General features: G+C 67.1%; 25 protein-coding genes. 16 read left to right on the plus strand and 9 right to left on the minus strand.

Translation table 11 applies throughout. The features are described from left to right. The first annotated feature begins 161 nt into the window (after nt 1-161). Nucleotides 162-2,207 (plus strand): penicillin-binding protein 1C, encoded by a 2,046-nt coding sequence (pbpC, locus tag Q0Q36_RS11860; protein ID WP_293798432.1) that lies wholly within the window; start codon nt 162-164, stop codon nt 2,205-2,207. A gap of 170 nt (nt 2,208-2,377) precedes the next feature. On the opposite strand, the gene Q0Q36_RS11865 is transcribed toward pbpC, so the two are convergent. Together Q0Q36_RS11865 and Q0Q36_RS11870 are read right to left on the minus strand one after the other, a co-directional pair. Beyond that, the gene (locus Q0Q36_RS11865; protein WP_293798376.1) at nt 2,378-5,473 is read right to left on the minus strand and encodes an efflux RND transporter permease subunit; all 3,096 of its coding nucleotides are present in this window, start codon (nt 5,471-5,473) and stop codon (nt 2,378-2,380) included. A gap of 11 nt (nt 5,474-5,484) precedes the next feature. Next, nucleotides 5,485-6,564: an efflux RND transporter periplasmic adaptor subunit gene (locus Q0Q36_RS11870; protein WP_293798378.1), complete on the minus strand. Its 1,080-nt coding sequence runs from the start codon at nt 6,562-6,564 to the stop codon at nt 5,485-5,487. 427 nt (nt 6,565-6,991) lie between these two features. Here Q0Q36_RS11870 and phnC point away from each other — a divergent pair, with 427 nt between their 5' ends. From phnC to phnE (Q0Q36_RS11890), 4 genes are all read left to right on the plus strand, one after another. Further along, nucleotides 6,992-7,810, plus strand: a complete 819-nt coding sequence (gene phnC / locus Q0Q36_RS11875; protein ID WP_293798380.1) for a phosphonate ABC transporter ATP-binding protein — start codon at nt 6,992-6,994, stop codon at nt 7,808-7,810. A gap of 82 nt (nt 7,811-7,892) precedes the next feature. Beyond that, the gene (gene phnD, locus Q0Q36_RS11880) at nt 7,893-8,807 is read left to right on the plus strand and encodes a phosphonate ABC transporter substrate-binding protein (protein ID WP_293798382.1); all 915 of its coding nucleotides are present in this window, start codon (nt 7,893-7,895) and stop codon (nt 8,805-8,807) included. Nucleotides 8,808-8,971: 164 nt separating this feature from the next. Further along, entirely contained in the window at nt 8,972-9,853 is an 882-nt protein-coding gene (gene phnE / locus Q0Q36_RS11885; protein ID WP_293798384.1) for a phosphonate ABC transporter, permease protein PhnE, read from the plus strand. Continuing rightward, nucleotides 9,850-10,704 carry a phosphonate ABC transporter, permease protein PhnE gene (phnE, locus tag Q0Q36_RS11890; RefSeq protein WP_293798385.1) on the plus strand — a complete coding sequence of 285 codons (855 nt, stop codon included), beginning with the start codon at nt 9,850-9,852 and terminating at the stop codon, nt 10,702-10,704. The genes phnE (Q0Q36_RS11885) and phnE (Q0Q36_RS11890) overlap by 4 nt, the downstream gene beginning before the upstream one ends. A gap of 135 nt (nt 10,705-10,839) precedes the next feature. Here the strand turns inward: phnE (Q0Q36_RS11890) and phnF are convergent, their stop codons facing one another. Beyond that, a complete protein-coding gene (phnF, locus tag Q0Q36_RS11895) occupies nt 10,840-11,583 on the minus strand; it encodes a phosphonate metabolism transcriptional regulator PhnF (protein ID WP_293798386.1) in 744 nt (247 codons plus the stop codon). Between the two features lie 88 nt (nt 11,584-11,671). Between phnF and phnG the strand changes: the two genes are divergently transcribed. From phnG to Q0Q36_RS11935, 8 genes are read left to right on the plus strand one after another with little or no spacing between them, the layout of a single operon-like run. Next, complete coding sequence (gene phnG / locus Q0Q36_RS11900; RefSeq protein ID WP_293798387.1) at nt 11,672-12,103, plus strand: phosphonate C-P lyase system protein PhnG; 432 nt, start codon at nt 11,672-11,674, stop codon at nt 12,101-12,103. Next, nucleotides 12,103-12,705 (plus strand): phosphonate C-P lyase system protein PhnH, encoded by a 603-nt coding sequence (gene phnH, locus Q0Q36_RS11905; protein WP_293798388.1) that lies wholly within the window; start codon nt 12,103-12,105, stop codon nt 12,703-12,705. The genes phnG and phnH overlap by 1 nt, the downstream gene beginning before the upstream one ends. After that, complete coding sequence (locus tag Q0Q36_RS11910; protein WP_293798390.1) at nt 12,705-13,817, plus strand: carbon-phosphorus lyase complex subunit PhnI; 1,113 nt, start codon at nt 12,705-12,707, stop codon at nt 13,815-13,817. Before phnH ends, Q0Q36_RS11910 begins: the two co-directional genes overlap by 1 nt. Continuing rightward, on the plus strand, nt 13,814-14,737 hold the full coding sequence (locus tag Q0Q36_RS11915) for an alpha-D-ribose 1-methylphosphonate 5-phosphate C-P-lyase PhnJ (RefSeq protein ID WP_293798392.1): 924 nt from the start codon (nt 13,814-13,816) through the stop codon (nt 14,735-14,737). Before Q0Q36_RS11910 ends, Q0Q36_RS11915 begins: the two co-directional genes overlap by 4 nt. Beyond that, on the plus strand, nt 14,734-15,540 hold the full coding sequence (gene phnK / locus Q0Q36_RS11920) for a phosphonate C-P lyase system protein PhnK (RefSeq protein WP_293798393.1): 807 nt from the start codon (nt 14,734-14,736) through the stop codon (nt 15,538-15,540). Before Q0Q36_RS11915 ends, phnK begins: the two co-directional genes overlap by 4 nt. A gap of 45 nt (nt 15,541-15,585) precedes the next feature. After that, nucleotides 15,586-16,281, plus strand: coding sequence for a phosphonate C-P lyase system protein PhnL (gene phnL, locus Q0Q36_RS11925; RefSeq protein ID WP_291659470.1), 696 nt, complete (start codon nt 15,586-15,588; stop codon nt 16,279-16,281). Nucleotides 16,282-16,283: 2 nt separating this feature from the next. Beyond that, entirely contained in the window at nt 16,284-17,423 is a 1,140-nt protein-coding gene (locus Q0Q36_RS11930; protein WP_293798394.1) for an alpha-D-ribose 1-methylphosphonate 5-triphosphate diphosphatase, read from the plus strand. Beyond that, a complete protein-coding gene (locus tag Q0Q36_RS11935; RefSeq protein ID WP_293798395.1) occupies nt 17,420-18,115 on the plus strand; it encodes a DUF1045 domain-containing protein in 696 nt (231 codons plus the stop codon). The genes Q0Q36_RS11930 and Q0Q36_RS11935 overlap by 4 nt, the downstream gene beginning before the upstream one ends. A gap of 98 nt (nt 18,116-18,213) precedes the next feature. Here the strand turns inward: Q0Q36_RS11935 and phnN are convergent, their stop codons facing one another. After that, nucleotides 18,214-18,765 carry a phosphonate metabolism protein/1,5-bisphosphokinase (PRPP-forming) PhnN gene (phnN, locus tag Q0Q36_RS11940; protein WP_293798396.1) on the minus strand — a complete coding sequence of 184 codons (552 nt, stop codon included), beginning with the start codon at nt 18,763-18,765 and terminating at the stop codon, nt 18,214-18,216. A gap of 46 nt (nt 18,766-18,811) precedes the next feature. Here phnN and Q0Q36_RS11945 point away from each other — a divergent pair, with 46 nt between their 5' ends. Both Q0Q36_RS11945 and Q0Q36_RS11950 read left to right on the plus strand, forming a co-directional pair. Then, the gene (locus tag Q0Q36_RS11945) at nt 18,812-19,435 is read left to right on the plus strand and encodes a chloramphenicol acetyltransferase (protein ID WP_293798398.1); all 624 of its coding nucleotides are present in this window, start codon (nt 18,812-18,814) and stop codon (nt 19,433-19,435) included. Nucleotides 19,436-19,631: 196 nt separating this feature from the next. Then, nucleotides 19,632-21,146 carry a globin-coupled sensor protein gene (locus tag Q0Q36_RS11950; RefSeq protein WP_293798399.1) on the plus strand — a complete coding sequence of 505 codons (1,515 nt, stop codon included), beginning with the start codon at nt 19,632-19,634 and terminating at the stop codon, nt 21,144-21,146. A gap of 21 nt (nt 21,147-21,167) precedes the next feature. Here the strand turns inward: Q0Q36_RS11950 and Q0Q36_RS11955 are convergent, their stop codons facing one another. Then, complete coding sequence (locus Q0Q36_RS11955; RefSeq protein WP_293798401.1) at nt 21,168-21,827, minus strand: methyltransferase; 660 nt, start codon at nt 21,825-21,827, stop codon at nt 21,168-21,170. Further along, on the minus strand, nt 21,824-22,978 hold the full coding sequence (locus tag Q0Q36_RS11960; RefSeq protein ID WP_293798402.1) for a glycosyltransferase: 1,155 nt from the start codon (nt 22,976-22,978) through the stop codon (nt 21,824-21,826). Before Q0Q36_RS11960 ends, Q0Q36_RS11955 begins: the two co-directional genes overlap by 4 nt. A gap of 142 nt (nt 22,979-23,120) precedes the next feature. Between Q0Q36_RS11960 and Q0Q36_RS11965 the strand changes: the two genes are divergently transcribed. Then, nucleotides 23,121-23,594 carry a 2TM domain-containing protein gene (locus Q0Q36_RS11965; RefSeq protein ID WP_293798403.1) on the plus strand — a complete coding sequence of 158 codons (474 nt, stop codon included), beginning with the start codon at nt 23,121-23,123 and terminating at the stop codon, nt 23,592-23,594. 19 nt (nt 23,595-23,613) lie between these two features. Here Q0Q36_RS11965 and Q0Q36_RS11970 read toward each other — a convergent pair whose 3' ends face one another. From Q0Q36_RS11970 to Q0Q36_RS11980, 3 genes are all read right to left on the minus strand, one after another. Continuing rightward, nucleotides 23,614-25,095, minus strand: coding sequence for a S8 family serine peptidase (locus tag Q0Q36_RS11970; protein WP_293798404.1), 1,482 nt, complete (start codon nt 25,093-25,095; stop codon nt 23,614-23,616). A gap of 61 nt (nt 25,096-25,156) precedes the next feature. After that, the gene (locus Q0Q36_RS11975) at nt 25,157-25,849 is read right to left on the minus strand and encodes a hypothetical protein (protein ID WP_293798406.1); all 693 of its coding nucleotides are present in this window, start codon (nt 25,847-25,849) and stop codon (nt 25,157-25,159) included. A gap of 48 nt (nt 25,850-25,897) precedes the next feature. Beyond that, complete coding sequence (locus Q0Q36_RS11980; protein WP_265056511.1) at nt 25,898-26,458, minus strand: sigma-70 family RNA polymerase sigma factor; 561 nt, start codon at nt 26,456-26,458, stop codon at nt 25,898-25,900. Nucleotides 26,459-26,598 lie beyond the last annotated feature (140 nt).

Genomic DNA, 26,598 nt, shown 5'->3' on the forward strand with positions numbered 1-26,598 from the left:
CCTCGAGGGAGAGGGATGGGGTGAGGGCCGGCGCGACGCTTGATCGTTTGCCGACCCGCCTAGCCGCCCTCATCCGTCAGCGCTTCGCGCTGCCACCTTCTCCCCCGAGGGGAGAAGGGAAGACTCCACGACGCTTTCGCAAACTGAAGATCGCTGCCGGCATCCTTGCCGTCTCGACGATCACTGCGACAGCGGCCCTCACCCTCTACACGCGCTCGCTGCCGCCGCTCGACCTCGCGGCCGCGGCCGACCGCTCGACCGTTGTGCTCGACCGCGAGGGCAAGCTGCTGCGCCCCTTCCTCACCAGTGACGGGCGCTGGAAGCTCCCCGTCACATCAGAGGATGTCGATCCCCGCTATCTCGCTATGCTCAAGACCTTCGAGGACAAGCGCTTCGACCAACATCGCGGCATTGACCCGCTGGGCATCCTGCGCGCCGCCGGTCAGATGCTGCTGAACGGCCGCGTCGTCTCCGGCGGCTCGACCCTGACCATGCAGGTCGCGCGCCTGCTCGAACCGCGCGAGGAGCGCACGCTCTCGGCCAAGCTGAGGCAGGCCGTGCGCGCAGTCGAACTGGAGCGACGCTTCGACAAGGCCGGTATTCTCGACCTTTACCTCACGCTCGCCCCCTTCGGCGGTAATCTCGAAGGCGTGCGCGCCGCGAGCTTCGCCTATTTCGGCAAGGAGCCGAAGCGGCTTTCGACCGCCGAGGCAGCTCTCCTCGTCGCCCTGCCGCAATCGCCCGAGACGCGCCGGCCGGACCGCTTCGTCGAAGCCGCCCGAAAGGCGCGCGAACGGGTGCTGGAGCGGGTCGAGCAGGCGGGCTTAGCCACCCGTGACGAGGTCGCCGCCGCCCGTAACGAGCCGATCCCGACCGCGCGCCGCCCCTTCCCGAATCTCAGCCCCCATATCGCCGAGCAGGCGGTGGCGGAGGCTCCGGCCGAGCGCGTCCAGAAGCTTTCGCTCGATGCACGCCTGCAAACCGCTCTCGAAGGCCTCGCGCGCGAACGTAGCCTCGGCCTTGCCCCCCAGGTCTCGATCGCGATCCTCGCCGTCGACAACGAAACCGGCGAGATCCGCGCCTCGGTCGGCGGCGTCGATTACTTCGCGGCGGAACGCGCCGGTGCGCTCGATCTGACGCGGGCGTTGCGCTCGCCGGGCTCGGCGCTGAAACCCTTCATCTACGCGCTCGCCTTCGACAACGGCATCGCCCATCCCGAGACGATGCTGGAGGACCGGCCAGCCCGCTACGGCATCTACATTCCCGAAAATTTCGACATGACCTTCCAGGGCATGGTCAGCGCCCGCAAGGCCCTGCAGCTCTCGCTCAACGTGCCGGCGGTGGAGCTGCTTTCGGCGCTCGGCCCGCAGCGCTTCCTCTCGCGGCTGCGCGATGCCGGTGTCGCCATCGCCATGCCCAAGGACAGCGGCGCGCCCGGCCTCGCCGTCGGTCTCGGCGGCCTCGGCATCACCTTGCAGGACCTTACCCGCGCCTATGTCGGGCTCGCCCGCGGTGGCGAGATGCTGCCGCTGCGCTTCCGCCAACAGGCGGCGCAAACCGGTCCGGCTCCGCGCCTCGTCGATCCCGTCGCGGCCTGGTATGTCGCCGATACCTTGCTCGGCGCGCCGCCGCCACTCAATGCCGTGCCCGGCCGCATCGCCTACAAGACCGGTACCTCCTATGGCTATCGCGATGCCTGGGCCGTCGGCTTCGACCGCAAGCATACGATCGGCGTCTGGGTCGGCCGCGCCGATAACGGCGCCGTGCCCGGACTGGTCGGGCGCACGGTGGCGGCGCCGATCCTGTTCGACGCCTTCGCCCGGCTCGGCATCGATCAGCGCCCCTTCCCGCAGCCGGCGGACGCGATCGTCGCCAGTACCGGCCATCTGCCGCCGCCGCTGCGACATCTCCGGCAGGACGTGCCCAAGACCGTAACGGCGATGTCGACGCCGACGCTGAAGCTCGCGTTCCCGCCGGACGGCGCTCGCATCGACCTCTCCACCGCCGCGCTCGACGGCAATGCCCGGCTCAACCTCAAGGCGGCCGGCGGCTCGCCGCCCTATACCTGGCTGGTCGACGGCACGCCGGTGACCGAGCCGCAGCGCCGCCGCGAGACGCAATGGCAGCCGCCCGGGAAGGGCTTCATGCGGATTTCGGTGATCGACGCGACTGGGGCGAGCGAAAGCGTCTCGGTGAGATTGCAGTAGCGCTGCTTCCCCCTGTCCGCTGTGTCATCCCGCACGCGCTGCGGCACGTCAGTGCTGTTGCGCAGATGCGGGACCGCATGACGATAAGGCGCCTTTTCCTGAGAACGGTCCCGTGTCGGCGCAGCGGCACTGACGTGCCGCAGCGCGCACGGGATGACAGCGGGTGATCCTTACTCCGCCGGCGCCGGATGCGCTCCATGGGCATCATGCGCCTCGTCATGCGCGCCATGGCGCGAGCCATGAACCTTGCGGGCGAGGTAGCTGTAGGCGACCGGCACCACATAGAGCGTCAGCAGCGTGCCGAAGGTCATGCCGCCGACGATGACCCAGCCGATCTGCGAACGGCTCTCCGCGCCGGCACCATGCGCGATGGCCAGCGGCACGGCGCCGAGCACCATGGCGCCGGTCGTCATCAGGATGGGCCGCAGGCGCAGTTCCGCCGCCTCGACGAGGGCGTCGATCATCTCGCGGCCCTCCTCGCGCAACTGGTTGGTGAACTCCAGGATCAGGATGCCGTGCTTGGTGATGAGGCCGACCAGCGTGATCAGGCCGATCTGGCTGTACACGTTCATCGTCCCGCCCGTGTAATAGAGCGCGGCCAGCGCGCCGGTGAGCGAGAGCGGCACCGAGACCATGATCACGATCGGGTCGACGAAGCTCTCGAACTGCGCCGCCAGCACCAGATAGATGAAGCCCAGCGCCAGCAGGAAGACGACGAAGATGCTCGCGCCCGACTGCTTGAACTCGCGGCTCTGGCCGGAATAGTCGATCTGCACGGTGTTCGGCAGCACGCGCTGCGCGCCCTCCTCCAGCACCTTGAGCGCGTCGCCGAGCGAATAGCCCGGTGCGGGAATCGCGGTGATCGTCGCCGAGCGAAGCTGGTTGAAGCGGACGAGCTCCTTCGGCGCCACCGTCTCTTCGACCTGGACCAGGCTGGAAAGCTGGACCACGGCGCCGCCGCGCCCCATCAGGTAGATCGATTGCAGCGCCTGCGGCGTGTTGCGCTCGGCACCCTCCACCTGCAGCACGACGTCGTACTGCTTGCTGTTCATGTTGAAGCGGGTCACCTGCCGGCCGCCGAGCAGGGTCTCCATGGTGCGGCCGATGATGTCGACATTGACGCCGAGATCGGCCGCGCGCTGCCGGTCGATCGAGACCTTGATCTGCGGCTTGTCGAGAATGAGGTTGCTCTCGACATTGGTCAGGATCGGCGAGTTCGCGACCTCTGCCATCAGTTGGTCGACATAGGACTTGATCTGGGCGTAGGGCTCCGACGAGCGCAGCACGAACTCGACCGGCTTGCTGGTCGCCTGGCCCTGGCCGAGCGAGGCCGGATTGGTGGCGAACAGGCGGATACCCGGAATCTGCGACAGCCCCCGATTGATCTCCGCGACGAGATCCTGCTGTTTGCGGTGCCGCTCCTCCCACGGCTTCAGGCGGGCCATGGCGATGGCGCGCGTCACGTCGGGGAAGCCGGTGATGACGAGATAGGTCTCGACCTCGGGAATCTTCCTGAAATACGCCTCGACCTGGCGCGCGTAATCGGCCGTGAAGCTGATCGTAGCGCCCTCGGGCGCAACGCCGATCACATTGATCGTGCCGCGATCCTCGACAGGCGACAATTCCGCCCGCAGGCTCGTGAAGAAGAAATAGCCGCCGCCCGCGACGCAGAGCGCCAGCAGGACGATGAGCGGCCGCACCGACAGGGCCGCGCGCAACGAGGCCTTGTAGCCGCGCGACAACGCGTTGAAGCCGCCCTCCAGTACATTGTAGAGCCAGTTATGCTTCTCGTGATGGCGCAGGAGCTTGGCGCACATCATAGGCGTCAGCGTCAGCGCGACGAAGCCCGAGACCAGCACCGCGCCGGCTAGCGTCAGCGCGAACTCGATGAAGAGCTTGCCGGTGCGCCCCGTCGAGAACGCCATCGGCGCATAGACGGCGACCAGCGTCAGCGTCATCGCCACCACCGCGAAGGCGATCTCGTTGATGCCACGGATCGCCGCGGGCGTCGGCTTCATGCCGTCCTCGATATGACGGTGCACGTTCTCCAGCACGACGATGGCGTCGTCGACGACGAGGCCGATGGCGAGCACCATCGAGAGCAGCGTTAGCGTGTTCACGGTGAAACCGAACGCATACATCAGCGCGAAGGAGCCGATCAGCGAGACGGGAATCGTCACCAGCGGGATCAGGGTCGCGCGGGCCGAGCGCAGGAAGATGAAGATGATCAGCACGACCAGAACGATCGCCTCGAGGATCGTCTGGAAAACCGCCTTGATCGAGCGGTCGATGAAGACCGAGCTGTCATAGGACTTGGCGAGCGACATGCCTTGCGGCAGGTCCTCGATGATGCCGGGCAGCGCCTCCTCGATTCCGGCCGAGACGTCGAGCGGGTTCGCCGTCGCCTGCTTGACGATGCCGATCGTCACCGAAGGCGTACCCCTGAACCAGGCGGCGTTGCGCTCCTCGCGGGCACCGAGTTCGACCTTGGCGATGTCCTTGACCTTGACCGGGAAGCCGTTGGCGTCCTTGACGACGATCTCGCGGAATTCAGCCGGCGTGGTCATGCTGGTCTGCGAGAGCACAGTGAATTCGCGGTCGTTGCTCTCGATGCGGCCCGACGGAATCTCGATATTCTGCGACCGGACCGCAGCCTCCACTTCCTGGACGCTGACATTGTAGGCCGACATGCGGGCGCGATCGAGCCAGATGCGCATCGCATACTGACGCTGGCCGAGAATGCGGACCTCCGCCACGCCGGTAACGTTCTGCACGCGGTCGGAAATGAAGCGGTCGGCGAAATCGGTGAGTTCCAGCGGTCCGTGCCGCGAGCTGGTGAGGGAGAGGTAGAGGATCGGCTGCGAGTCCGCCTCGACCTTGGCGATGACCGGCTCGTCGATTTCGTCCGGCATGCGGCTGCGCACGCGGCTGACACGGTCGCGCACGTCGGAGGCCGCGACGTCGGGATCGACATCCGGACGGAAGCGCACCTGGATGAAGCTGCGCTCCTGGCGGCTGGTCGAGGACAGGATTTCGATGCCCTCGATGCCGGCGATCGAGTTCTCCAGGATCTGCGTGACCTGCGTCTCGATGATTTCGGCCGAAGCGCCGCGATAATCGGTACGGACCGAGACGATCGGCTCGTCGATATTCGGGTACTCGCGGACGGTCAGGCGGCCATAGGAGACGATGCCGATCAGCATCACCAGAAGGCTCAGCACCGTCGAGAGAACGGGCCGGCGGACGAAGAGTTCGAAGAGGCTCATCAGGGTTCGTCCTAGAGCTGGCTCGTCTGGACGACCTTGTCCTTGATCGCGATGATCGCACCGTCGCGCAACCGCATCTGGCCGGCGGTGATGATCTGCATGTCGGGTTTCAGCCCGCTGACGATCTCGACCTTGCCGGGCAGACGCTTGCCCAGCTCGACGGTGACGCGCTTCGCCTTACCTTTGTCGACGACATAAACCATCTTGCCGACGGCATCCGGCACCACGGCCATTTCCGGCACCAGGATCGCGTTCTCGCGCTGGTCAACGGTAATGGCGAGGCGAGCGAAGAGGCCGGGCTTCAGCACGAGATCGGCGTTCGGGATGTTGGCGCGCAGGCGGATCGCCCTGCCGTTCACGTCGACCACCGGGTCGATCGCGTAGATCTGGCCCTGGAACTTGCGGTCCGGCACCGCATCGACCTTCATCTGCACGGGCTGTCCGGTCTTGAGGCGGCTGAGATAGATCTCGGGCACGCGGAAATCGATCTTGATCGGGTCGATGCTGGTCAGCGTGATCAGTTGCTTGCCGACCGAGACGTAGTCGCCGACGCCGACCGAGCGCAGGCCGACGACGCCGTTGAACGGCGCCACGATGGTCGACTGCGCGAGCTTGGCCCTGGCGAGCTGGACGCGGGCCTCGGTGGAAGCGAGCTTCGCTGCGGATTCATCGAGCGCGACCTGCGTGCCCGAACCGCGCGAGACCAGCCCCCGGAGCCGGTCATTGGTGTCGCGGGCGAGGTTGAGGTCAGCCATCGCCTGCTTGAGCTCGGCATCGAGGATCGCCGTATCGAGCTTGACCAGTTCCTGTCCGGCTTTGACGGGCTCGCCCTCCTTGAAGCCGAGGAAGACGACGCGGCCGGCGATTTCAGGCGCAATCACCACGGTTTCGTCGGCGGCAAGCGTGCCGAGCGCCTCGACCTCCTCGCTGACGGTAGCGAGCTCGATGGAAGCGACCTCGACCGGCACGGCGCGCGGGCCGGAGACCGCGCTGGCCTGTGCCTGCTGGGTGCCGGCGCGCTGGTTGCGGTAGGCGTAATAGCCACCGCCCGCGATGGCGGCGACGAGAACAAGAAGAACAAACCGCTTCATCAGGCTGGAGGCTCCGTTGCCGCGCATTAGTCTTAAATGGAACGAAAGGCGTTGCTAAGATGCCGGCGTGCCACAGCGGCACAAAAATAGCGATTTTTGCGCCGATGCCGCATCGATCCGGCCTTGCGGCCATCAATGCAAGATGCTTGCCGGCAGGAAGCCCACCGTCACGGGCCTCTCCGCCGCACGCAGACATCCATCGTGATCCTGCCGGCTGGCCGGGAAACGTCCAAGCGCATTCTGGCGACCTCACGAAACGTTGACCGACTGGCGCAGGCGCGATGGCTGCTTTTTCGCGGCTTTGCACCTGCTGTCACGCCGCTGTCATCGGTGGCCGCTAGGGCTCGCGGCGATCGAGACGCCTGACCCTCCGGCCCTGGCCGGACGGGGACGCGCTCACGCCCGTATCCTGCCCGAGAACCATTTCATGCTCCGCATCGAAGGCCTGACCAAGCGCTTTGGCGACAGGAACGCGGTCGACGCCGTCACCCTGACCGTGCCGAAGGGAGAGATGGTCGGCGTCATCGGCCCCTCCGGCGCCGGCAAGTCGACGCTGCTGCGCATGCTGAACCGCCTGACCGAGCCGACATCCGGCCAGATCGTCTGCGAGGAGCAGGATGTCACCGGCCTGAAGGGCGCCTCGCTGCGCCGCTGGCGTCGCGACACCGCGATGATCTTCCAGCAGTTCAACCTCGTCGGCCGTCTCGACGTGTTGACCAATGTCCTGCTCGGCCGGCTGAACCACCGCTCGGCGGCGCTGACGCTGGTCAAGAGCTTCTCCGAGGACGACAAGATCCGCGCCATCGCGGCGCTCGAGCGCCTCGACATGGGTCATCTCCTCGCGCAACGCGCCGAGACCCTGTCCGGCGGGCAGCAGCAGCGCGTCGCCATCGCCCGCGCCCTTGTCCAGGAGCCGCGCATCATCCTCGCCGATGAGCCGATTGCCTCGCTTGACCCGCGCAACACCCAGGTCGTCATGGACGCGCTGTTCCGCATCAATCGCGAGGACGGCATCACCGTGATGTGCAATCTGCACGACCTCGACATCGCCGCGAAGTACTGCGACCGCCTGATCGGCATGTCCGCCGGCAAGGTCGTGTTCGACGACGTGCCGCAAGCGCTGACCCGCGAGATCGCGGCCGAGCTCTACGGCATCGAAGCCAAGGATGCCGGCGCCGAGGCGCTGGATGCGCTCGACGCAATCGCCGCCTCCGAGGCGAAGCGCGCCCGCCAGAAGACCGCCTGACTTCCTGAGATCGCCGGACCGGCCCGAAGGCCGTCGCCGCGAGAAGACCATCCCGCCTACGACTACAACCAGGAGCACACCGATGCTGACCCGTCGTCATACCCTCAAGCTCGCCGCCGCCGGCCTCGCCGCCGCCGCTGCCCCGGCTTTCGCCCAGGACTGGAAAGCGAAATATCCGGAGATCGTCTTCGCGATCATCCCGGCAGAGAACGCTTCGGGCGTCGTCGAGCGCTACACCCCCTTCGTGAACTACCTCGCGAAGGAACTCGGCACCAAGGTGACGCTGCGCATCGCCAACGACTATGCCGCGATCATCGAAGGCCAGCGCGCCGGCAACATCCATATCGGCATGTATGGCCCGGCTTCCTTCGCCCGCGCCCGCATGACCGGCGCCAAGGTCGATGCCTTCGCCATCGAGACCAATCTCGACGGCACCAAGGGCTATCACTCGGTCTTCTACGTGAAGAAGGACTCGCCCTATCAGAAGGTCGAGGACCTCAAGGGCAAGAATCTCGGCCTCGTCGACCCGAACTCGACCTCCGGCAACAACGTCCCGCGGTTCGTGCTGAACCAGATGAAGATCGAGCCGGAAACCTTCTTCTCGAAGGTCGTCTACACCGGCAGCCACGAGAACGCGATCATCGCGCTCCAGCAGGGCACGGTCGACATGGCCGCCAACTGGTGGAACGACGAGCAGGAATCCAACCTGCAGCGCATGGCCCGCAAGAACATGGTCAAGGCCGACGACTTCCGGATCATCTACAAGTCCGAGCAGATCGTGAACTCGCCGATGGCCTATCTCTCCGACATGCCGGAGGAGCTGAAGGCCAAGATCCGCGACGCCGTCCTGAACCTCGCCACCAAGGACAAGGTTGCCTTCGACAAGATCTATGAAGGCAAGCAGGGCCCGCTCGTCGCCGTCGACAACAAGGCCTACGACCCGATCATCGAGCTCAACAAGTTCGTCGACGAACTCCGCAAGAAGAAGTCGTCGTAAGCAGCACGCCTGCTCTCGCCGTCATGGTCGGGCTTGTCCCGACCATCCACGCCTTCGCTTCGCCGATCGAACGCGGTGTTCAAGACGTGCATGCTCGCCACAAGGGCGAGCATGACGGCTGAGGCGCCACCTGGCGCCCTCTCCGGCAACGGACGCAGAATTCCATGACCCTCGCGATCGACCGCAACGACCCTGCCATCCGAGCCCATGCCGAGACCTATCGGCAGACAGCCTCGGCCAAGCGCCGGCAGGCCCTGATCGGCATCGTCGTCTTCATCGCCTGCGTGCTGCTCTCGGCGCGGGGCGCCGAGGTCGATCTCGCCAAGTTCTTCGAGAACATCAACCGCTTCCCGAAATACATCTACGAGACACTGCCGACGCTCCGGCTCTCAAGCCTCGGCTCTGACCTCGCCGAATGGTACTGGGGCCTGAAAGGCTGGCTGAAGCTGCTCTGGCAGACCGTGCTGATCGCCTATGTCGGTACGATCCTTGGCGCCGCCGGCGCCTTCCTGTTCTGCTTCGCCGCCGCTGCCAATCTCGGCCGGGCCACCTGGCTGCGCTTCGCGGTACGCCGCTATCTCGAATTCTGCCGCACCGTTCCCGAAATCGTCTTCGCGCTGATCTTCGTCATCGCCTTCGGCCTTGGGCCTTTGCCCGGCGTGCTCGCCATCGCGATCCACACCATGGGTGCGCTCGGCAAGCTCTTCTCCGAGGTGGTCGAGAATATCGATCTGAAGCCGGTCGACGGCGTCACCGCATCCGGCGGAAGCTGGTGGCAGATTGTACGCTTCGCCGTCGTGCCGCAGGTGCTCTCCAATTTCGCGAGCTACGCGCTACTGCGCTTCGAGATAAATGTCCGCGGCGCCTCGATCATGGGCTTCGTCGGCGCCGGCGGCATCGGTCAGGACCTGATCGAAGCGATCCGCAAGTTCTACTTCACCGATGTCAGCGCCATCCTGCTGCTGATCATCATCGCGGTGATGCTGATCGACTACGGCACCGAGCGACTGCGCCACGCCCTCCTCAGCCTGGAGCACGGCCGATGAGCCTCGCCCTTTCGACAGCCGAGCGCGCCGACATCCTCAAGCGCCATGAGGCCGCGATCCGGGGCTCCCTCAGGACGAAGCTCGCGACGATCGGCACCATCGCCGCCCTCGCCGGCCTCTTCCTCTACGGGTTGACGACGCTCGAGACCTCTCTGTGGAAGCTGATCGGAGGCTTGAGCAATCTCGGCACCTTCGTCGTGCTGATGCTGCCGCCCGATCCCGGCTCCTTCGCCCGCGCCATCATCTTCGTGAAGGCCCTGTTCGAGACCATCGCCATCGCCTTCCTCGGTACCGTTCTCGCCGCCACCCTTGCCCTGCCGCTCGGTTTCATCGCGGCGCGCAACGTCGTCGCCAACCGCGTCGTGCATTTCCTCGCCCGCCGCTCGCTCGACACGGTGCGCGGCGTCGACGCCCTGATCTGGGCGTTGATCTGGGTGAACGTCGTCGGCCTCGGCCCCTTCGCCGGCATGCTCGCCATTATGACCAGCGATCTCGGCGCCTTCGGCAAGCTCTATTCCGAGGCGATCGAGGCGGCCGACCGCAAGCCGGTCGAGGGCGTCTCCTCCGTCGGCGGCGGCAAGGCGCATGAGATCCGCTTCGGCCTGCTGCCGCAGGTGCTGCCGGTGATCGCGAGCCAGGTGCTCTATTTCATCGAGTCGAACACCCGCTCTTCGACCATCATCGGCATCGTCGGCGCCGGCGGCATCGGCCTCTATCTCGCCGAGACGATCCGCACGCTGGAATGGCAGCAGGTCTCCTTCCTGATCTTGCTGGTCCTGGCTGCGGTCTCGGCGATCGACTTCCTGTCGGGCAAGCTGCGCTTCGCGATCATCGGCCGCCGGACGAGCTGAGATCGGAGACAGACCTGGAAGGACCAGGCGTCATGCTCGCCCTTGTGGCGAGCATCCACGTCTTGAACGCCGCAATCGCCGAAAGAAGACGTGGATGGCCGGGACAAGCCCGACCATGACGAGGATCGTACTCCTTCAATCCCCGAACGGCTCGATCACCATTTCCATGCGCTCGGCAGCGAAGACGCTGCTCACGAGATGCACCGGTGTCAGGTCCGGCAAGGCGTCGACCGCCGTCGAGATCATCACGGCCGCCTCGGGCGCGATCTCCAGCAGCTCCGCCTCGCGCTCATCGGCCAGTCTCGCCGTCAAACGCGTCGACAGGCGGACGTAGTCCGCGATCCCATAGACCTTGAAGGCGGCCGTGATCGAGCCCGCCGCCTCGCGATAGGCCTTGTCGAAATCCGGAAAGCGCTCGACCGAGAGCCAATGCGTGCCCGTGCCCATCGGCACGCCATCGGCGAGACTCACGCCCTGCACCTGCCAAAGCGGCGTCCCGGTCTTCAGCTTGAGCGCAGTACAAGCCGCCGCCTCGCCCACGACCACCTCGGCCGAGAGCATGCGGCTCGTACCGGTGATGCCGAGCCTGCCCATATTGGTGCGCATGCTGACGCGCCGGCCGATCGGATAAGGCAGGCGCGGCGCCGTCACCTGCGTGCCACGGCCGCGCGCAACCGTCACCAGCCCCTGATCGGCCAGATGCCGGAAGGCTTGCCGCACGGTATGGCGATGCACGCCATAGCGCTCCGCCAGCGCGACCGAGGCCGGCAGCGTGTCACCGAGCTTGTACTCGCCGCGCCCGATCGCATCCGCCAGTTCATCGGCAATGCGCCGCCAGGCCGTCCCGCCGTCACGTTCCGCAAGCGCGGCATCCGTCATCGAATTGTCGCTCAAAAAGTATAGACCTTTGCCATCAACTCTCCTAGCATAGTCTAGACATTCGGAACTGACCAGCGAGCTCGCGCCGATGACCCCAAGAACCCCGAGGCAAAGCTGGATGGCGACGCTGGCGCGCGCCTCCCGCAGCGAGATCGAAACCCTGCTCGGCGATCCGCCAGACCACGATCTGCTCAAGGCACCGGAGACCGGGACCGTGATGGTCGAGGGCCGGGCCGGTGGCGCCGGCCGCCGCTTCAATCTCGGCGAGGCCACTGTGACGCGCTGCGTCGTGCGTCTCTCCAATGGGCGTATGGGCTTCTCCTATGCGCTCGGCCGCGACGGTCGGAAGGCACGGCTCGCCGCCCTGCTCGACGCCCGTCTCCAGGACGAGGCCGAGGGCAGCGGGTTGCATCAGGGCGTCGCCGCGCTCGCCGCCCAGCAGGCGGCTGCTCGCGACCTCGCCTCGCGCAAGGCAGCCGCGACCAAGGTCGATTTCTTCACACTCGTCAGGGGCGCGTGATGCCGGCCGAAACCATGATCGCTCCCGGCTTCGCCGATCCGGTCTTCCAGTCGCAGGCCGCATTCCGCGCCCTGCTCGCTGCCCTCTCCGAGCCCGGTACGCTGCAAAGCGTCGCCGCCGAAATCGCGCCGCCGGAAGGTCTTGCCACCGCTACGGCCACCGCCTTGCTGACGCTGGCCGATTACGAAACGCCGGTCTGGCTGCCGGAAGCCCTGCGCAGCGGCCCCGCCGGCGCTTGGCTGCGCTTCCACTGCGCCGCCGCACTTGTCGGAACCCCCGCAGAGGCCGCCTTCGCGGTCATCGATGGCCTGGCGGATGAGCCCAAGCTCTCCACCTTCAATCTCGGCACCGATCAGTTCCCGGATCGTTCGACCACCGTGATCGTGCAGGTCCCGGGCCTCGAAGGCGGCCCCGCTCTCACGCTCGCCGGCCCGGGCATCCTCGGCTCGTGCAATATCGCGCCGCAGGGCCTGCGCCCCGGTTTCACCGATGAATTACGCGAAAACGGCGCGCTCTACCCGCTCGGCGTCGATGTTCTGCTCGCGCATGGCGAGAGCCTGATCGGTCTGCCGCGCTCGACGCAAGTTGAGGAGGCCCGCTGATGTATGTCGCAGTGAAAGGCGGCGAAGCCGCCATCCTCGCCACGCATGACCTCGTCGCCGAGGCCCGTCGCGGCAATCCGGCCGTGCCGGAAATCTCGGTTGCCCAGATCCGCGAGCAGCAGGCCCTGGCCTGCGCCCGCGTGATGAACGAGGGCTCGCTTTACGATCAGGACCTCGCCGCGCTGGCGCTGAAGCAGGCGCAGGGCGATGTCATCGAGGCCGCCTTCCTGATGCGGGCCTATCGCACGACGCTGCCGCGCTTCGGCTCCTCCGAGCCGCTCGATACCGCCGCGATGGCGATCCGCCGCCGCGTCTCCGCCACCTACAAGGATCTGCCCGGCGGGCAAGTGCTTGGGCCGACCTATGATTACACGCACCGTCTCTTCGATTTCGCCCTGATGGACGAAGGCGGCGAAGCCGCGCCCCGCAAGGCCGCGGCTCCGCTCGACGCTACCATGCCGCGCGTCCCCGATATCCTCGGTGCCGAGGGCCTGATGGAAGCCGAGGAGCCGCCGGAAGGCGACCCGCGCCCCTTCGACCTGACCCGCGATCCCGTCTCCTTCCCGGCCGATCGCGACGTGCGCCTGCAATCCATGGCGCGCGGTGACGAGGGCTTCCTGCTCGGCCTCGGCTATTCCGTGCAGCGCGGCTTCGGCGGCACGCATCCCTTCGTCGGCGAAGTCCGCGTCGGCGAGGTCGCGGTCGAGTTCGTGCCGGAGGAGCTCGGCTTCGCCATCGATCTCGGCGACATCACCCTGACCGAATGCCAGATGGTCAACCAGTTCCAGGGCTCGAAGGACGTCCCGCCACAGTTCACCCGCGGCTACGGCCTCGTCTTCGGCCATAGCGAGCGCAAGGCGATGTCGATGTCGCTGGTCGACCGTGCCTTGAAGGCGCGCGATTTCGGCGAGGCGACCAACTACCCGGCGCAGCAGGACGAGTTCGTCCTCTACCACGCCGACAATGTCGAGGCGGCCGGCTTCGTCGAGCATCTCAAGCTGCCGCATTACGTCGATTTCCAGGGCGAACTCGAACTGATCCGCCGCATACGCAGGGAGCGCGAGGAGCGGCTTGCACAGGAACAGGAAGCCATGCCGGAGGCTGCGGAATGACCATCCATCAGATGCCGGCGGACGATACCAAGCCGGCTTACAACTACGCCTATCTCGACGAGCAGACCAAACGGATGATCCGTCGCGCCTTGCTCAAGGCGGTCGCGGTGCCCGGCTATCAGGTGCCGTTCGGCTCACGCGAGATGCCGCTGGCACGGGGCTGGGGCACGGGCGGCATCCAGATCACCGCCGCGATCATCGGCCCCGCCGACACGCTCAAGGTGATCGACCAGGGCGCCGACGACACCACCAACGCCGTCTCGATCCGCAAGTTCTTCGAGCGCACGGCCGACGCCCGCACCTGCGAGGCGACGGATGAGGCGACGATCATCCAGACCCGCCACCGCATTCCGGAGGCGCCGCTGAAGCCCGGACAGGTCATGGTCTATCAGGTGCCGATGCCGGAGCCGCTGCGCCGTCTGGAGCCGCGCGAGGCCGAGACCCGCAAGATGCACGCCTGGGCCGAGTATGGGCTGATGCAGGTCAAGCTCTACGAGGACATCGCGCGCTATGGCGAGATCACCAAGACCTATGACTACCCGGTCAAGGTCAACGGCCGCTACGTGATGGCGCCTTCGCCGATCCCGAAATTCGACAATCCGAAGATGCACATGTCGCCGTCGCTGCAATTGTTCGGCGCCGGTCGCGAGAAGCGCATCTACGCATTGCCGCCCTATACCAGCGTGCGCAGCCTCGATTTCGAGGATCACCCCTTCCGCATCCAGAGCTGGAAGCAGCCTTGCGGACTCTGCGGTGCGGCCGACTCCTATCTCGACGAGGTCGTGATCGACGACCAGGGCGGGCGCATGTTCGTCTGCTCCGACAGCCATTATTGCGAGACCCGCCGGGCGGAAGGCCATCGCGGCGCGATGCTGGGCGATGCCGCCGCGAGCGGCCTGGTCGAGGAGACCACCCCATGACGCTCCATGTCGCAGCGGCCGAGCTCGCGCTCGAACCCGCCCCCCTGCTCTCCGTCGACGGCGTCAGCCGCTTCTATGGCGAGCGCATCGGTTGCGCCGATGTCTCCTTCGACCTCTGGCCGGGCGAGGTGCTCGGCATCGTCGGCGAATCCGGCTCCGGCAAATCGACCCTGCTGCGCTGCCTCGCCGGCATCGACAAGCCCGACGAAGGCGAGGTGCTGTTCAGGGGCGGAGTCGAGCCCTTGGATATCTACTCGGTGTCCGAGCAGGAGCGCCGCCGCCTGATGCGGACGGCCTGGGGCATCGTCCACCAGAATCCGCGCGACGGGTTGCGCATGGATGTCACCGCCGGTGGCAATGTCGGCGAACGCCTGATGGATCGCGGCGACCGGCATTACGGCCAGATCCGCGAGCGCGCACTCGACTGGCTCCAGCGTGTCGAGATCGCCGGCACCCGCATCGACGATCGCCCGCGCCAGTTCTCCGGTGGCATGCAGCAGCGCCTGCAGATCGCCCGCGTGCTGGTCTCGGAACCACGCCTCGTCTTCATGGACGAGCCGACCGGCGGCCTCGACGTTTCCGTGCAGGCCCGCCTGCTCGACCTGCTGCGTGTGCTGGTGCGGGATCTCGGCCTCGCCGCGATCATCGTCACCCACGACCTCGCGGTGGCGCGTCTCCTGACCGACCGTCTGATGGTGATGAAGGATGGCCGCGTCGTCGAGCAGGGCCTGACCGACCAGGTACTGGACGATCCGCACCACGCCTATACGCAGCTTCTCACCTCGGCGGTGCTGAGCGTGTGACCTCGTCACACCCTCGTCACCTCGCCGGCACAAGGCACTGACCCCATGACCACGATGATTCAGGTCGAGAACGTCGCCAAGACCTTCACCCTGCACAACCAGGGCGGAGCGCGTCTGCCCGTCTTCGACAACGTCAATTTCCATGTCGAGGCCGGCGAGGCGCTGGTGCTGGCCGGCGCGTCCGGCGCCGGCAAGTCGAGCCTGCTGCGCATCCTCTACGGCAACTACAGGCCCACGAGCGGGGCGATCCGCATCACCCATGCCGGCCGGCCCGTCGACATCGTTGCCGCCGTGCCGCGCACCGTGCTCGACATCCGCCGCCGCACGCTCGGCTTCGTCTCGCAGTTCCTGCGCGTGATCCCGCGTGTCTCCACGCTCGACATCGTGCGCGACCCGCTGCTGGCGCGCGGCGCCACGCCGGAGACCGCGACCGAACGCGCCAAGGCCATGCTCGCCCGGCTCAATTTGCCCGAGCGCCTCTGGAACCTCGCGCCCGCCACTTTCTCCGGCGGCGAGCAGCAGCGCGTCAACATCGCCCGCTCCTTCGTCGACCCCTCCGCTATCATGCTGATCGACGAGCCGACCGCCTCGCTCGACGCCGCTAATCGCGACGTCGTCGTCGAACTCATCGCCGAGGCGCGCGCCGCCGGTTCCGCCATCGTCGGAATTTTCCATGACGAGGCGGTTCGCGAACGCGTCGCGACGCGCTATCTCGACATCACCGCTTTCCGGAAGGCCTGACGATGCAGACCGTTCTCACCAATGCCAAGCTCATCCTCGAGAACGAGGTCGTCACCGGCACGATCGCCTTCGACAAGACCGGCATCACGGCCGTCGACCAGGGCAAATCCTCCCTTCCGGGCGCCATCGATGCCGGCGGCGACTATGTCGCGCCCGGCCTCGTCGAAATGCACACCGACAATATGGAAAAGCATTTCATGCCGCGCCCGAAGGTCTTCTGGCCGAACGGGCTGGCGGCGGCGCTCGTCCATGATGCGCAGATGGCTGCAGCCGGCGTCACCACCGTCTACGACGCCGTTTGCGCCGGCACGCCCTTCTCGGCCAAGGATTATCGCAAGGACATCTTCGCCGACGTGATGAAGTCGCTGGCCTATGGCAAGAGCGAGAACGTCTTCCGCATCGACCATCGCATCCACATGCGTTGCGAGCTGACGAGCCCGCAACTGCTGGAGGACATCGAGCCCTACCAGGACGACGAATTGGTGCAGCTCGTCTCGCTGATGGACCACACCCCCGGCCAGCGCCAGTGGCGCGATCTCCAGCACCTCAAGACCTATGCGGTCGGCAACGGCAAGACCGTCGCGGAGTTCGAGGAAGACGTTGAGGTGCGCCAGCGCGAAGGCGCCGCCAATGTCGCGAAGAACTGGCAGGCCGTGGTCGACATCTTCCGCGCGCGCGGCATCCCACTCGCGACCCATGACGACACCATCCCCGAGCATGTCGAGGAAGGCGTCGCCTCGGGCGCGGTGATCTCGGAATTCCCGACCACGGTCGAGGCCGCCGCCGCCGCCAAGCAGCACGGCCTCGCCACGGTCGCCGGCGCGCCGAACGTCGTGCGCGGCGGCTCGCATTCGGGCGGCGTCTCGGTCTCCGAGCTCGCCGAGAAGGGGCTGCTCGACGGGCTCTCCTCCGACTATGTGCCGGCGAGCCTGCTGCAGGCGGCGGTCAAGCTCAATGCCGACCATGGCATCGCGCTGCCCGAGGCCATGGGCATGGTGACCTGGAAGGTCGCCGATATCCTCGGCCTCCGGGACCGCGGCCATCTCAAGACGGGCCTGCGCGCCGATCTCGTGCGCTTCAAGGTGCTGGGCGCGACCCCGGTTCTCGCCGCCGTCTGGTCGCAGGGCGAGCGCGCATTTTGAGCAAGCCGCGCTACGCCGTCTATTATGCCCCCGCCGCCGACAGCGCCCTCTGGCGCTTCGGTTCGACGGTGCTTGGCTATGACGCCTTGACCGGCGAGGACCTGCCCTTCGCCGTTCCGCCCGGATGCGATCCAACGCTGTGGCCCGGCTTCACCGAGGAGCCGCGCCGCTACGGCTTCCACGCGACGCTGAAGGCGCCCTTCGAACTCGCCGACGGCCGCAGCGAGGAGCAGTTACGCGCCTTCGCCCGCAACCATGCCGCCGGGCTTGATGCCGTCACGCTGGCGGGCCTGAGCGTCACGGCGCTCGGCTCCTTCGTGGCACTGACGCCGTCCGAGCCGAGCGAGGCCTTGCAGCGCTTCGCCTTCGCGGCCGTGCAGGCCTTCGAATTGTTCCGGGCGCCACTCTCGGAGGCCGACAAGGTACGGCGCCTCAAGAGCCCACTGACCCCGGCCCAGCACGCCTATCTCGAAGCCTATGGCTATCCTTATGTCGGCGACGCCTTCCGCTTCCACATGACGCTGACAGGCTCTTTGCCGGATGATCAGGCGGGACCGGTGAAGCAGGCCCTCGAAAGCGCTTACGCAACGGCTGTTCCGACCGGTCAGGTCACGATCGGTCGCTTTGCGCTATTCAGGCAGGATGACCGCGCCGGTCGCTTCCGTCTGCTCGACTCCTACGCTTTCGGCTAGAGCGTTTTCGAGCAAAGTGGACACCGGTTCACATGAAGAAAATGCGACCAGACAAAGATCTAGAGCTGCGCCATGTTGCGGAGACATGCGGCGTAGCTCTAGGAGCGATGTCGTCCCAGCGCGCGCAGGACGGCCAGAAGCTCCTCGGCGGCCTCGGCGACGCTGCGATCGTTCAGGATCGTGACGATCTCGGCACGCTCCGCCGTCAGGGGCGCCTCGCGCTTCAGGCGGGCCGCGATATCGGCCTCGGTCTCGCGCCCGCGCGCCGCGAGCCGTTGCGCCAATACCGCCGCCGGGGCGGTGATGTTGAGCACGACGACGCGCTCCGCCAATTGCTCGGCCACCGCAATGGCGGCGCGCGAGACATTGACGATTACCACGGCGCCCGCGCCGATACCGGAAAGCTCGGCCGCCGGAATGCCGTAGCTCAGCCCATGCGCCCGCCAGCTCAGTGCGAGGCCGCCATCGGCCTCGATCGCTCGGAAACCCGCTTCGTCGCAGGAATCGTGATCCTCGGCACCGGCCATGGCCGGGCGGGTGATCAGGCGGCGCGCGAAGCGATAGCCGAGATCGCCGGCGAGGCCTGCCCGCGCCGCGTCCATCAGCGTGTCCTTCCCCGCGCCGGAGGGGCCGACCACGAGAACGAGCACGCCCGTCTGCACGGCGGGAAACGCGATATCAGGAGAGGATAAGGGCATGGCTGCGAAGAAGCTGGGACTCGAACCGCTGATCGACCCGACCGCCCAGGTGAGGCAGGCGACGCTCGGCCGCTACACCGCCATCGGTGCGCGCACCATCTTCGCCGAGTCGACGATGGGTGACTACTCCTATGTCGTGAACGACGCGAATGTCATTTACACGACAATCGGCAAGTTCTGCTCGATCGCGGCGATGACCCGGATCAACCCCGGCAACCATCCGATGCATCGCGCCAGCCAGTCACATTTCACCTATCGCGCCGCCGCCTATTTCGACGATGCCGAGGATGACGAGGCCTTCTTCGACTGGCGCCGGGCGCATGCCGTCACCATCGGCCACGATGTCTGGATCGGCCATGGCGCGATCGTGCTCGCCGGCCGTAATATCGGCACCGGCGCGGTCGTCGCGGGCGGCGCTGTTGTCACCAAGGACGTCGCGCCCTATACGATCGTGGCTGGCAATCCGGCCCGGCCGGTGAGGTGCAGGTTCCCTAGCGACATCGCGGAAAGGTTGCAAAACCTCGCCTGGTGGGACTGGGACCACACGCGGCTGCGCGCCGCGCTCGACGATTTTCGCCACCTCTCGGTCGAGGGCTTTCTGGAGCGTCACGAAGCGGGCTAAATGGCATTTATCCCGTTGTTATCGCCAGCTTTTGGGGCTTCCTTTCCCTCCGGCTTCAAGCGCGAATCCGGGATAATACGGCCGGACCTTGTAGAAATTGACCCAGATCAAGACATGCCCTCATAGGTTGTTAACCTTGTGAGCTCATGGTCGGTCTCCGGCGGAAACGGTTTCCGCCCGAGGCTGGGGACCTCTGATGTCGGCACTGGATCATCTCGGCAAGCGACTTGCCTTCATGCAGCTCGGCCCGGAGGCGCAAGCGCGCATCCGCGATGTCGGAGAAGCTCTTGGCGCATCCGTTCCGGGCGCGCTCGACGCCTTCTACGCGCAATTGCGCGCCTTCCCGGAGACGAAGGCGTTCTTCAGCAACGAGCAGCATATCGAAGGCGCCAAGCAGCGCCAGGCCAGGCATTGGGGCGGCATCGCCACCGGCAAGTTCGACGAGACCTACATCGGCGCCGTCACCCAGGTCGGTAAGGTCCATGCCCGCATCGGCCTGGAGCCGCGCTGGTATATCGGCGGCTACGCGCTGATCCTCGAGAAGCTTCTTGCCGGCGTGCTGGAAGCCCGCTGGCCGAAGAACGCGCTGGGCCGGCGCATGCCCGGCGCGGCTGAGCGCTCTGCCGAGATCGGCGCCATCGTCAAGGCGGCGCTGCTCGACATGGATTACGCCATCACCGTCTATCTCGAAGCCTCCGAGGAAGCCCGGTTGAAGGCCGAGGCCGAGGCCCGCGCCATCGAACAGGCCAAAGCGGCAGAGCGCGACAAGGCCATTGCCTGCGTCAGCCAGAGCATGGCCGCGCTGGCTGACGGCGACCTGACCTACCGCATGAGCGCCGAGATCCCGGCCGAATATTCCGAGATCCGCGACCATTTCAACGGTGCGATGGCGCGCTTGCAGGAGATGGTCGGCACGATCAAGGCGACGTCCGCCGCGATCGCCTCCTCCTCGCAAGAGATCAGCACCGGCGCGCAGGATCTCTCGATGCGCACCGAGCAGCAGGCCTCGGCGCTGGAGGAGAGCGCTGCAACGACCGAGCAGCTCGCGGCTTCCGTCAAGACCTCGACCCAGGCCTCGCGCGAATCCGTCTCGCTGGCCGACGAAGCTGCCAATGTCGCGCGCACCGGCGGCGATATCGTCCGCGAGGCCGTCGAGGCGATGGCGCGGATCGAGGGCGCCTCGAAGCGCATCTCGGAGATCACCGACGTGATCGACGGCATCGCCTTCCAGACCAATCTGCTGGCGCTCAACGCCGCCGTCGAGGCGGCACGCGCTGGCGATGCCGGGCGCGGCTTCGCCGTCGTCGCGGCCGAGGTCCGGGCCCTGGCGCAACGCTCGGCCGGCGCCGCCAAGGACATCACCGGCCTGATCTCCTCCTCGGATGCGGAGGTGGCCGAGGGCGTCAAGCTCGTCCGTCAGGCCGGCGAGACGCTGGACCGCATCGTCGCCGCCTCGGCCAAGGTCTCCAGCACGGTCGAGGAGATCGCCTCGGCCTCCAGCGAGCAGGCCAACGGCATCGACGAGATGAGCCAGACCGTCAGCCACATGGACGAGATTACCCAGCAGAACGCCGCGCTGGCCGAGGAGAGCGCGGCTTCAGCTCGCGTTCTGCTCGACCAGATCGGACAACTCAACCGCCTGGTCGCCGCCTTCCGGACCGAGCAGGGCGGAGCGATGGCCACCGGCACCGCCCGGCGCCGCGCGGCTTGAGCTTTCCGGCTGGCGGCGCGCCTATCCGGCGAGCCGCCAGACCGAGCTGCGCTTGATCTCGGCATCCTCCAGCGCCCGCGTCACCGGCACTTCATAGGTCGCGACCGCTTCGAGCTTGCCGCGCGGCAGATAGCTGCGGCCGGGGTCGCCGATCAGCACCGTCGCGCCCCGCGCCGACAGTCCGGAGAGCCAATCGATGACGCGCTCGGCCATCGCGCGCTCGTAGCAGACGTCGCCGGCGCAGACGACGTCCCAGCCCTCGTCGCGGCCGATCAAGTCCTCGCAGCGTGGCGTCACCGCAACGCCGTTGGCCGCCGCGTTGATGCCGATCGCCGCCGCGGCGAAACCGTCGATATCGCAGGCCTCGACCGGCGCAGCGCCAACCCTGGCCGCCGCGATCGCCGCCAATCCGGAGCCTGAGGCGAAATCCAGCACGCGCCGTCCCGCAACGATCTGCGGATGATCCAGCAGATAGCGCGCCAGAGCCTGCCCGCCGGCCCAAGCGAAAGCCCAGAACGGCGGCGGCAGGCCGATCACCGCGAGCTCGTCCTCGGTCTTCTGCCAGAGTTCGGTCGCCTCCTCCGCGACATGCAGCGCGATCTCCGGCGCATGCGGCACCGGGAGCAGCCGGGTATGGGCGCGAATGAAGGCCTCGCGGTCGAGAACGGTCTCGCGGCTCATGCCGCGGCCTCCGGCGCCGCACGGCCGAGCAGGCCGAGATAGAGCGCCTTCACGCCATTCATCACGTCGCGCTCGGTATGGCCGTCGAGCAGGCGCGCGCGAGCATTCTCGCCCATGCGCTCGGCGAGGCGCGACGTGCCGGCCAGCGCGACGAGCGCCCTCGCCAGCGCTGCAGCATCATCGGCCGGCACGACCATGCCGTCCTGCCCGTCGCGGACGAAGCTGCGGCAGCCCGGCACGTCCGTGGTCAGGATCGCCCGGCCGCAGGCTGCCGCTTCCAGGATCGTGCGCGGCAGGCCCTCGCCGCCCCGCGAGGGAAGGATGCAGAGATGATGCGCCTTCCAGACGCCCTCGATATCGCGCGTCGGCCCGGCCCAGGTAACGCCCGGCCGCGCCGCCCATTCCTTCAGCGTCGTCTCGGGGATCGCCTTGGGATTGGACGGATCCGGCGCACCATGGATGGTGAGCGTGACCTTCGCGCCCTCGGCCCGCGCCAGCCTGACCGCCTCGACCGCGAGATCGACGCCCTTGGACCAGAGCATTCGCGCGACCAGCGCGACCTTGAGCGGCGGCGCCGGCGGCATCGGCGAGGGCATCATGATCAGCGGATCGACGCCGGCCCCGCCGACGATCGCGACCTTCGCGGCATCTTGCGGGTCGAGCCCGAGCGTCACGGGATCATCGGGATTCTCGAACAGGAAGCGCACCTGCGGCCCGTCGATCGCGCCGCGCAGCCAGGTGATCGCGGCGAAGCGGGCCATCGCCGCAAGCGCGCCCTGCTTCGCGCCGAGAAAGCCGAGCCCGGTCAGCGCATAGACGCGGCGCTCGACACCGGCCAGCTTGCCGGCGAGCCCGGCGAGCGCGATCGGCTTCAGCGCGATGCAATGCAGGATATCGGGCTTCTCCGCCGCGATCAGGCGCTTCAGCGCCCTGACCTGCCTGAACAGCGCCCGCGGATCGATGCTGCGCCGCTCCGCCTCCAGTCCGATCAGCCTTGCGCCCGTCGCCTCGATCACGCGCCGGTGATTGCGCTCGCGCGCGATCACCGCGACATCGAAGCCGAGCTCGCGCGCGGCCCGCGCCATCGGCAGGAAATGCGAGGCGAAGAACCAGTCCTCGGTGGCGACGAAAAGGAGTTTCGGGCGCGGCATCGCGCCATCAGGCCGATACGGCGGCGAAATGCAACCCGCCACCGCGCTGTCATGCTAATGTCGGGTCGATGTCGGGCTCCTGACGTGGCGTATCGGTTCCACTCCGCCGCATCCTGCGATCGAGGCGAGCAACGAGGGATCCATGCTCATTCAGAAGCTCAGACTTCAGCGCGGCTGGTCGCAGGAACAGTTGGCGCATCTCAGCGGGCTCAGCGTCCGGACGATCCAGCGGATCGAGAACGGCCAGACCCCGAGCATGGAATCCCTGAAGTCGCTCGCCTCCGTCTTCGAGATGGATTTCAGCGAACTGAGGGAAAACGACATGACATCGACAGATCAGGCCCCGGCCGTCACGCCGGACGAGGAGCTCGCGCTCAATCAGGTCAGGCAGATCAAGCGCTTCTACCTGCGGGTGGTGCAATCGGGCGTCTTCATCGCGCTCCTGGCAGCCATCAACCTGACGGTGAATCCGCATTTCCTGTGGTCGCTATGGGTCGCCTTGTTCTGGGGCCTGGCGCTGGCCTTCAAAGGGCTGCGCGTCTTCGACAAGATCCCTTTCCTCAACGCGGATTGGGAGAAGCGGCAGGTCGAGCGCAGGCTGGGCCGTCAGCTCTGAAACGCCGGGCGGAAGCCGTTCAGGGGCGCGCCGTCGCGACCGGCAGCACGCGCGCGATCGCCGTCGGCGGATCGATCCGACCGGCGCCATAGACCGGATCGCGCCCGCGCGAACCGAGATCGACGGCGCTTTCGGCGAGCACCCGGCGGGCGCTGTCGGAATCGAGCTCCGGCTGCTTTTCGAGCAGGAGGGCGACCAGCGCCGTGACATGGGCCGCGGCGATCGAGGTGCCGGACGTGAAAGCGTAGCGGCCGCCGGGCTCGGCCGTCAGCACATCGACGCCCGGCGCCGCGATCGCGACATAAGAGCCGCGATTGGCCTCGCTGAAGACCTTGTCCTCGGCATCGGTCGCGGTCACCGCGATCACGCTCGGATCGGCACCGGGATAGAGCGGGGCCGACCGGGGACCGCCATTGCCGGCGGCGCCGACTGTGATCACGCCGCGCTCCTTCGCGCCGGCCAGCGCCTTGGACAACAGGCGGTCCTGCGGGCCGGCGAAGCTCAGATTGATCACCTTGGCGCGCTGCTGGACCACCCATTCGAGCGCGGTCAGGATCTGGAACGACTTGCCGTTGGCGGAGACCGCCTGCGGGCCGCCAAAGGCGCGGGCGACGACGAGGCGGGCCGCCGGTGCGATGCCTTGCAGTTCGCCATGCGCGACGATCGCCGTCGCCATCGAGGTGCCATGGGCATGAGGCGTCGCCAGCCCGTCGATCGCGTCGAGATAGCCGACGACCGAGCCCTGAATCTCGGGATGGTCCATGTCGACGCCGGAATCGATAATGCCGACCCGGACGTTGCGCCCCTGCGCGAGCTTGCGCACCTCGCCGAGGCGCAGCTTGTCGACGACATATTGCGGCGGCAGCACGCGCCGCACCGCCGCGGTGCCGCGCGCCGCCGTTGCGGGATCGGCCAGCCGCAGGCTCGGCTGCGTTGCCGGGGTGGTCGCCTCCGAGGATGCGGTAGCCGCCCCCGCCGGCGTATCGGCGCGGGATTGCGAATCCTGCTGCAATTCGAAGAGGAAATTCGGCTGTGCCCCAGCGATATTGGTGTCGTCGGCCATCTCGGTCAGCACAGCGCGCAGATCGCGCCCTGCCTCGAGCTTGGCTCGGATGATGGTGACGCCCGCGAGATCAAAGCGCTGGCGCGCGATCAGCGTCGCGCCGTAACGGCGCAGCACCACTTCCGCCTCGACATTCGGCGCAAGCTCGAACAGCACCTCGTCGGGCACGAAGCGATTCTCGTTGAGCGCCGGGACAATGGCGCGCTGGGTCCGGGGCTGCAGCCAGGAGCCGGGCGGCACCTGCATCGAGCGGTTGGTCCCGCCCGCGGAAGGCTGCTGCGGGCTCGTCGTCGGTGCGGCGCGCTTGCCGTCGCCGGTGCCTCCTGCGGGCTGGGCGAAGGCCAGCCCCGGCACGAGCGCAAGCGCACATGCGAGAAGGCCGGCCGCGGCGAGACGCCGGGCCGACGATGTTCGATGAGCGAACGGGGACGGCAGCATGGCCTCACCCTCCTGCGGCGACGACATCATGCCATGGCGCCAAGCGACCGCGCCAGCCGGATCACGGCGCCGGCGCGACGAAGCTGACGATGGCGCTCTCGCCCTTCATCCGCGCCGCGATCGCATCGACCTGGGCGGTGGAGAGCGAGGCATCGCCGACGCGCACCTTGAAAAAGCCGTTGGCGCGGGGACCGTCGACCACCGAGGCGTCGAAGCGCTTGAAGAAGGAGGCGATCTCGCCGGCCTTCGCCTCGGGTGAGAAGCTCAGCAGCACATAACTCTCCGACGCGCGCGTACCCGGCGCCGAAGCCGTCTGATAACCGGGGCCGCCGTCGCGCAGCGCCAGGCCGGTGATCGCGACGCCCTGCAGCACGATCAGCGCAATCGCGGCGGCGCTGGCATAGGCGAGACGGCGCGGCGTCTGCGCGGCCAGGAGGCCACCAAGCCAGCCCAGCAGGCCGCGGCCGTTTTCCTGGGCTCGCGTCAGCAGCGGCGCCGGCCGGACCTCGGCTTCGATCCCGGCCATCAGCTTTTCGAGCGCATTGTGCGAGGGGGCGCCGAGGCTCTCGTTGAGCAGGACCGTCTCGGCCATGTCGTCGCGGATCAGGTCGAGCCGGGCGGCAAGCTCGGTGTCGCCGGCGAGCGCCGTCTCGACGCGGCGCTTGTCGGCATCCGAGATGCGGCCATTGGCGTAGAAGGGCAGCAGCTCCTCGAGCTCGCGGCGCTTCGGATCGCTGGCGATGCTGTCGTTCATCACGCCACTCCCTGCGCAGCCGGGCCGCGCCTCATAGAAACAGAAATCTTACGGCCAGCCGCGGTCGATACCGGCGGCCTTGAGCATTTCGCCCAGCTTCTTGCGGGCGTGGAAGAGCCGGGTCTTGACGGTATTCTCGGGAATACCGACGATCCGCGCGACCTCCTCGACGGAGGTCTCGTGGTAATAGACGAGATCGATGACCTCGCGGTGCTCGGCTGAAAGCCGTCCGAGGCAGGCGCGGATGGCGAGACCCTTGTCCTGCTTTTGCAGAACGACCTCGGGGCCATCGGCGTCATCCTCAAGGCTTTCGGCGTAATCCTCGTCCAGCTCGGCGTCGCGGCGCTTGCGCAGGAGCGACCAGGCCTTGTTCCGGGCAATGGCGAGCAGCCAGGTCGAGACCGAGGCGCGTGCCTCGAACCGATCAGCCTGTCGCCACAGATCCATGAACACGTCACTGATCACATCCTCGGCAAGCGTCTCGTCGCGGACGAGCCGCAGCACGAAACGGTAGACCCGCACCTGATGCCGCGAAAACAGCACCTTCATCGCGAGCCGGTCACCAGAGGCGATCCGTTTGACGAGATCCTCGTCCGATTCCGTATGCATTGCCCCTCGAAGGCCAGGCATCCCGGCTCGCATTCAGTCGTCGCGGCGAGCGGGGAAAAGGTTCAACCCGGCGTGCACATTAATCTGCACGCGCGGATTTGCCGATAGGTCGATGCGAAACGATGAGGGGTTTTTTGCCC

The sequence above is a fragment of the uncultured Allobosea sp. genome (genome assembly GCF_945957345.1).
Classification (GTDB): domain Bacteria; phylum Pseudomonadota; class Alphaproteobacteria; order Rhizobiales; family Beijerinckiaceae; genus Allobosea.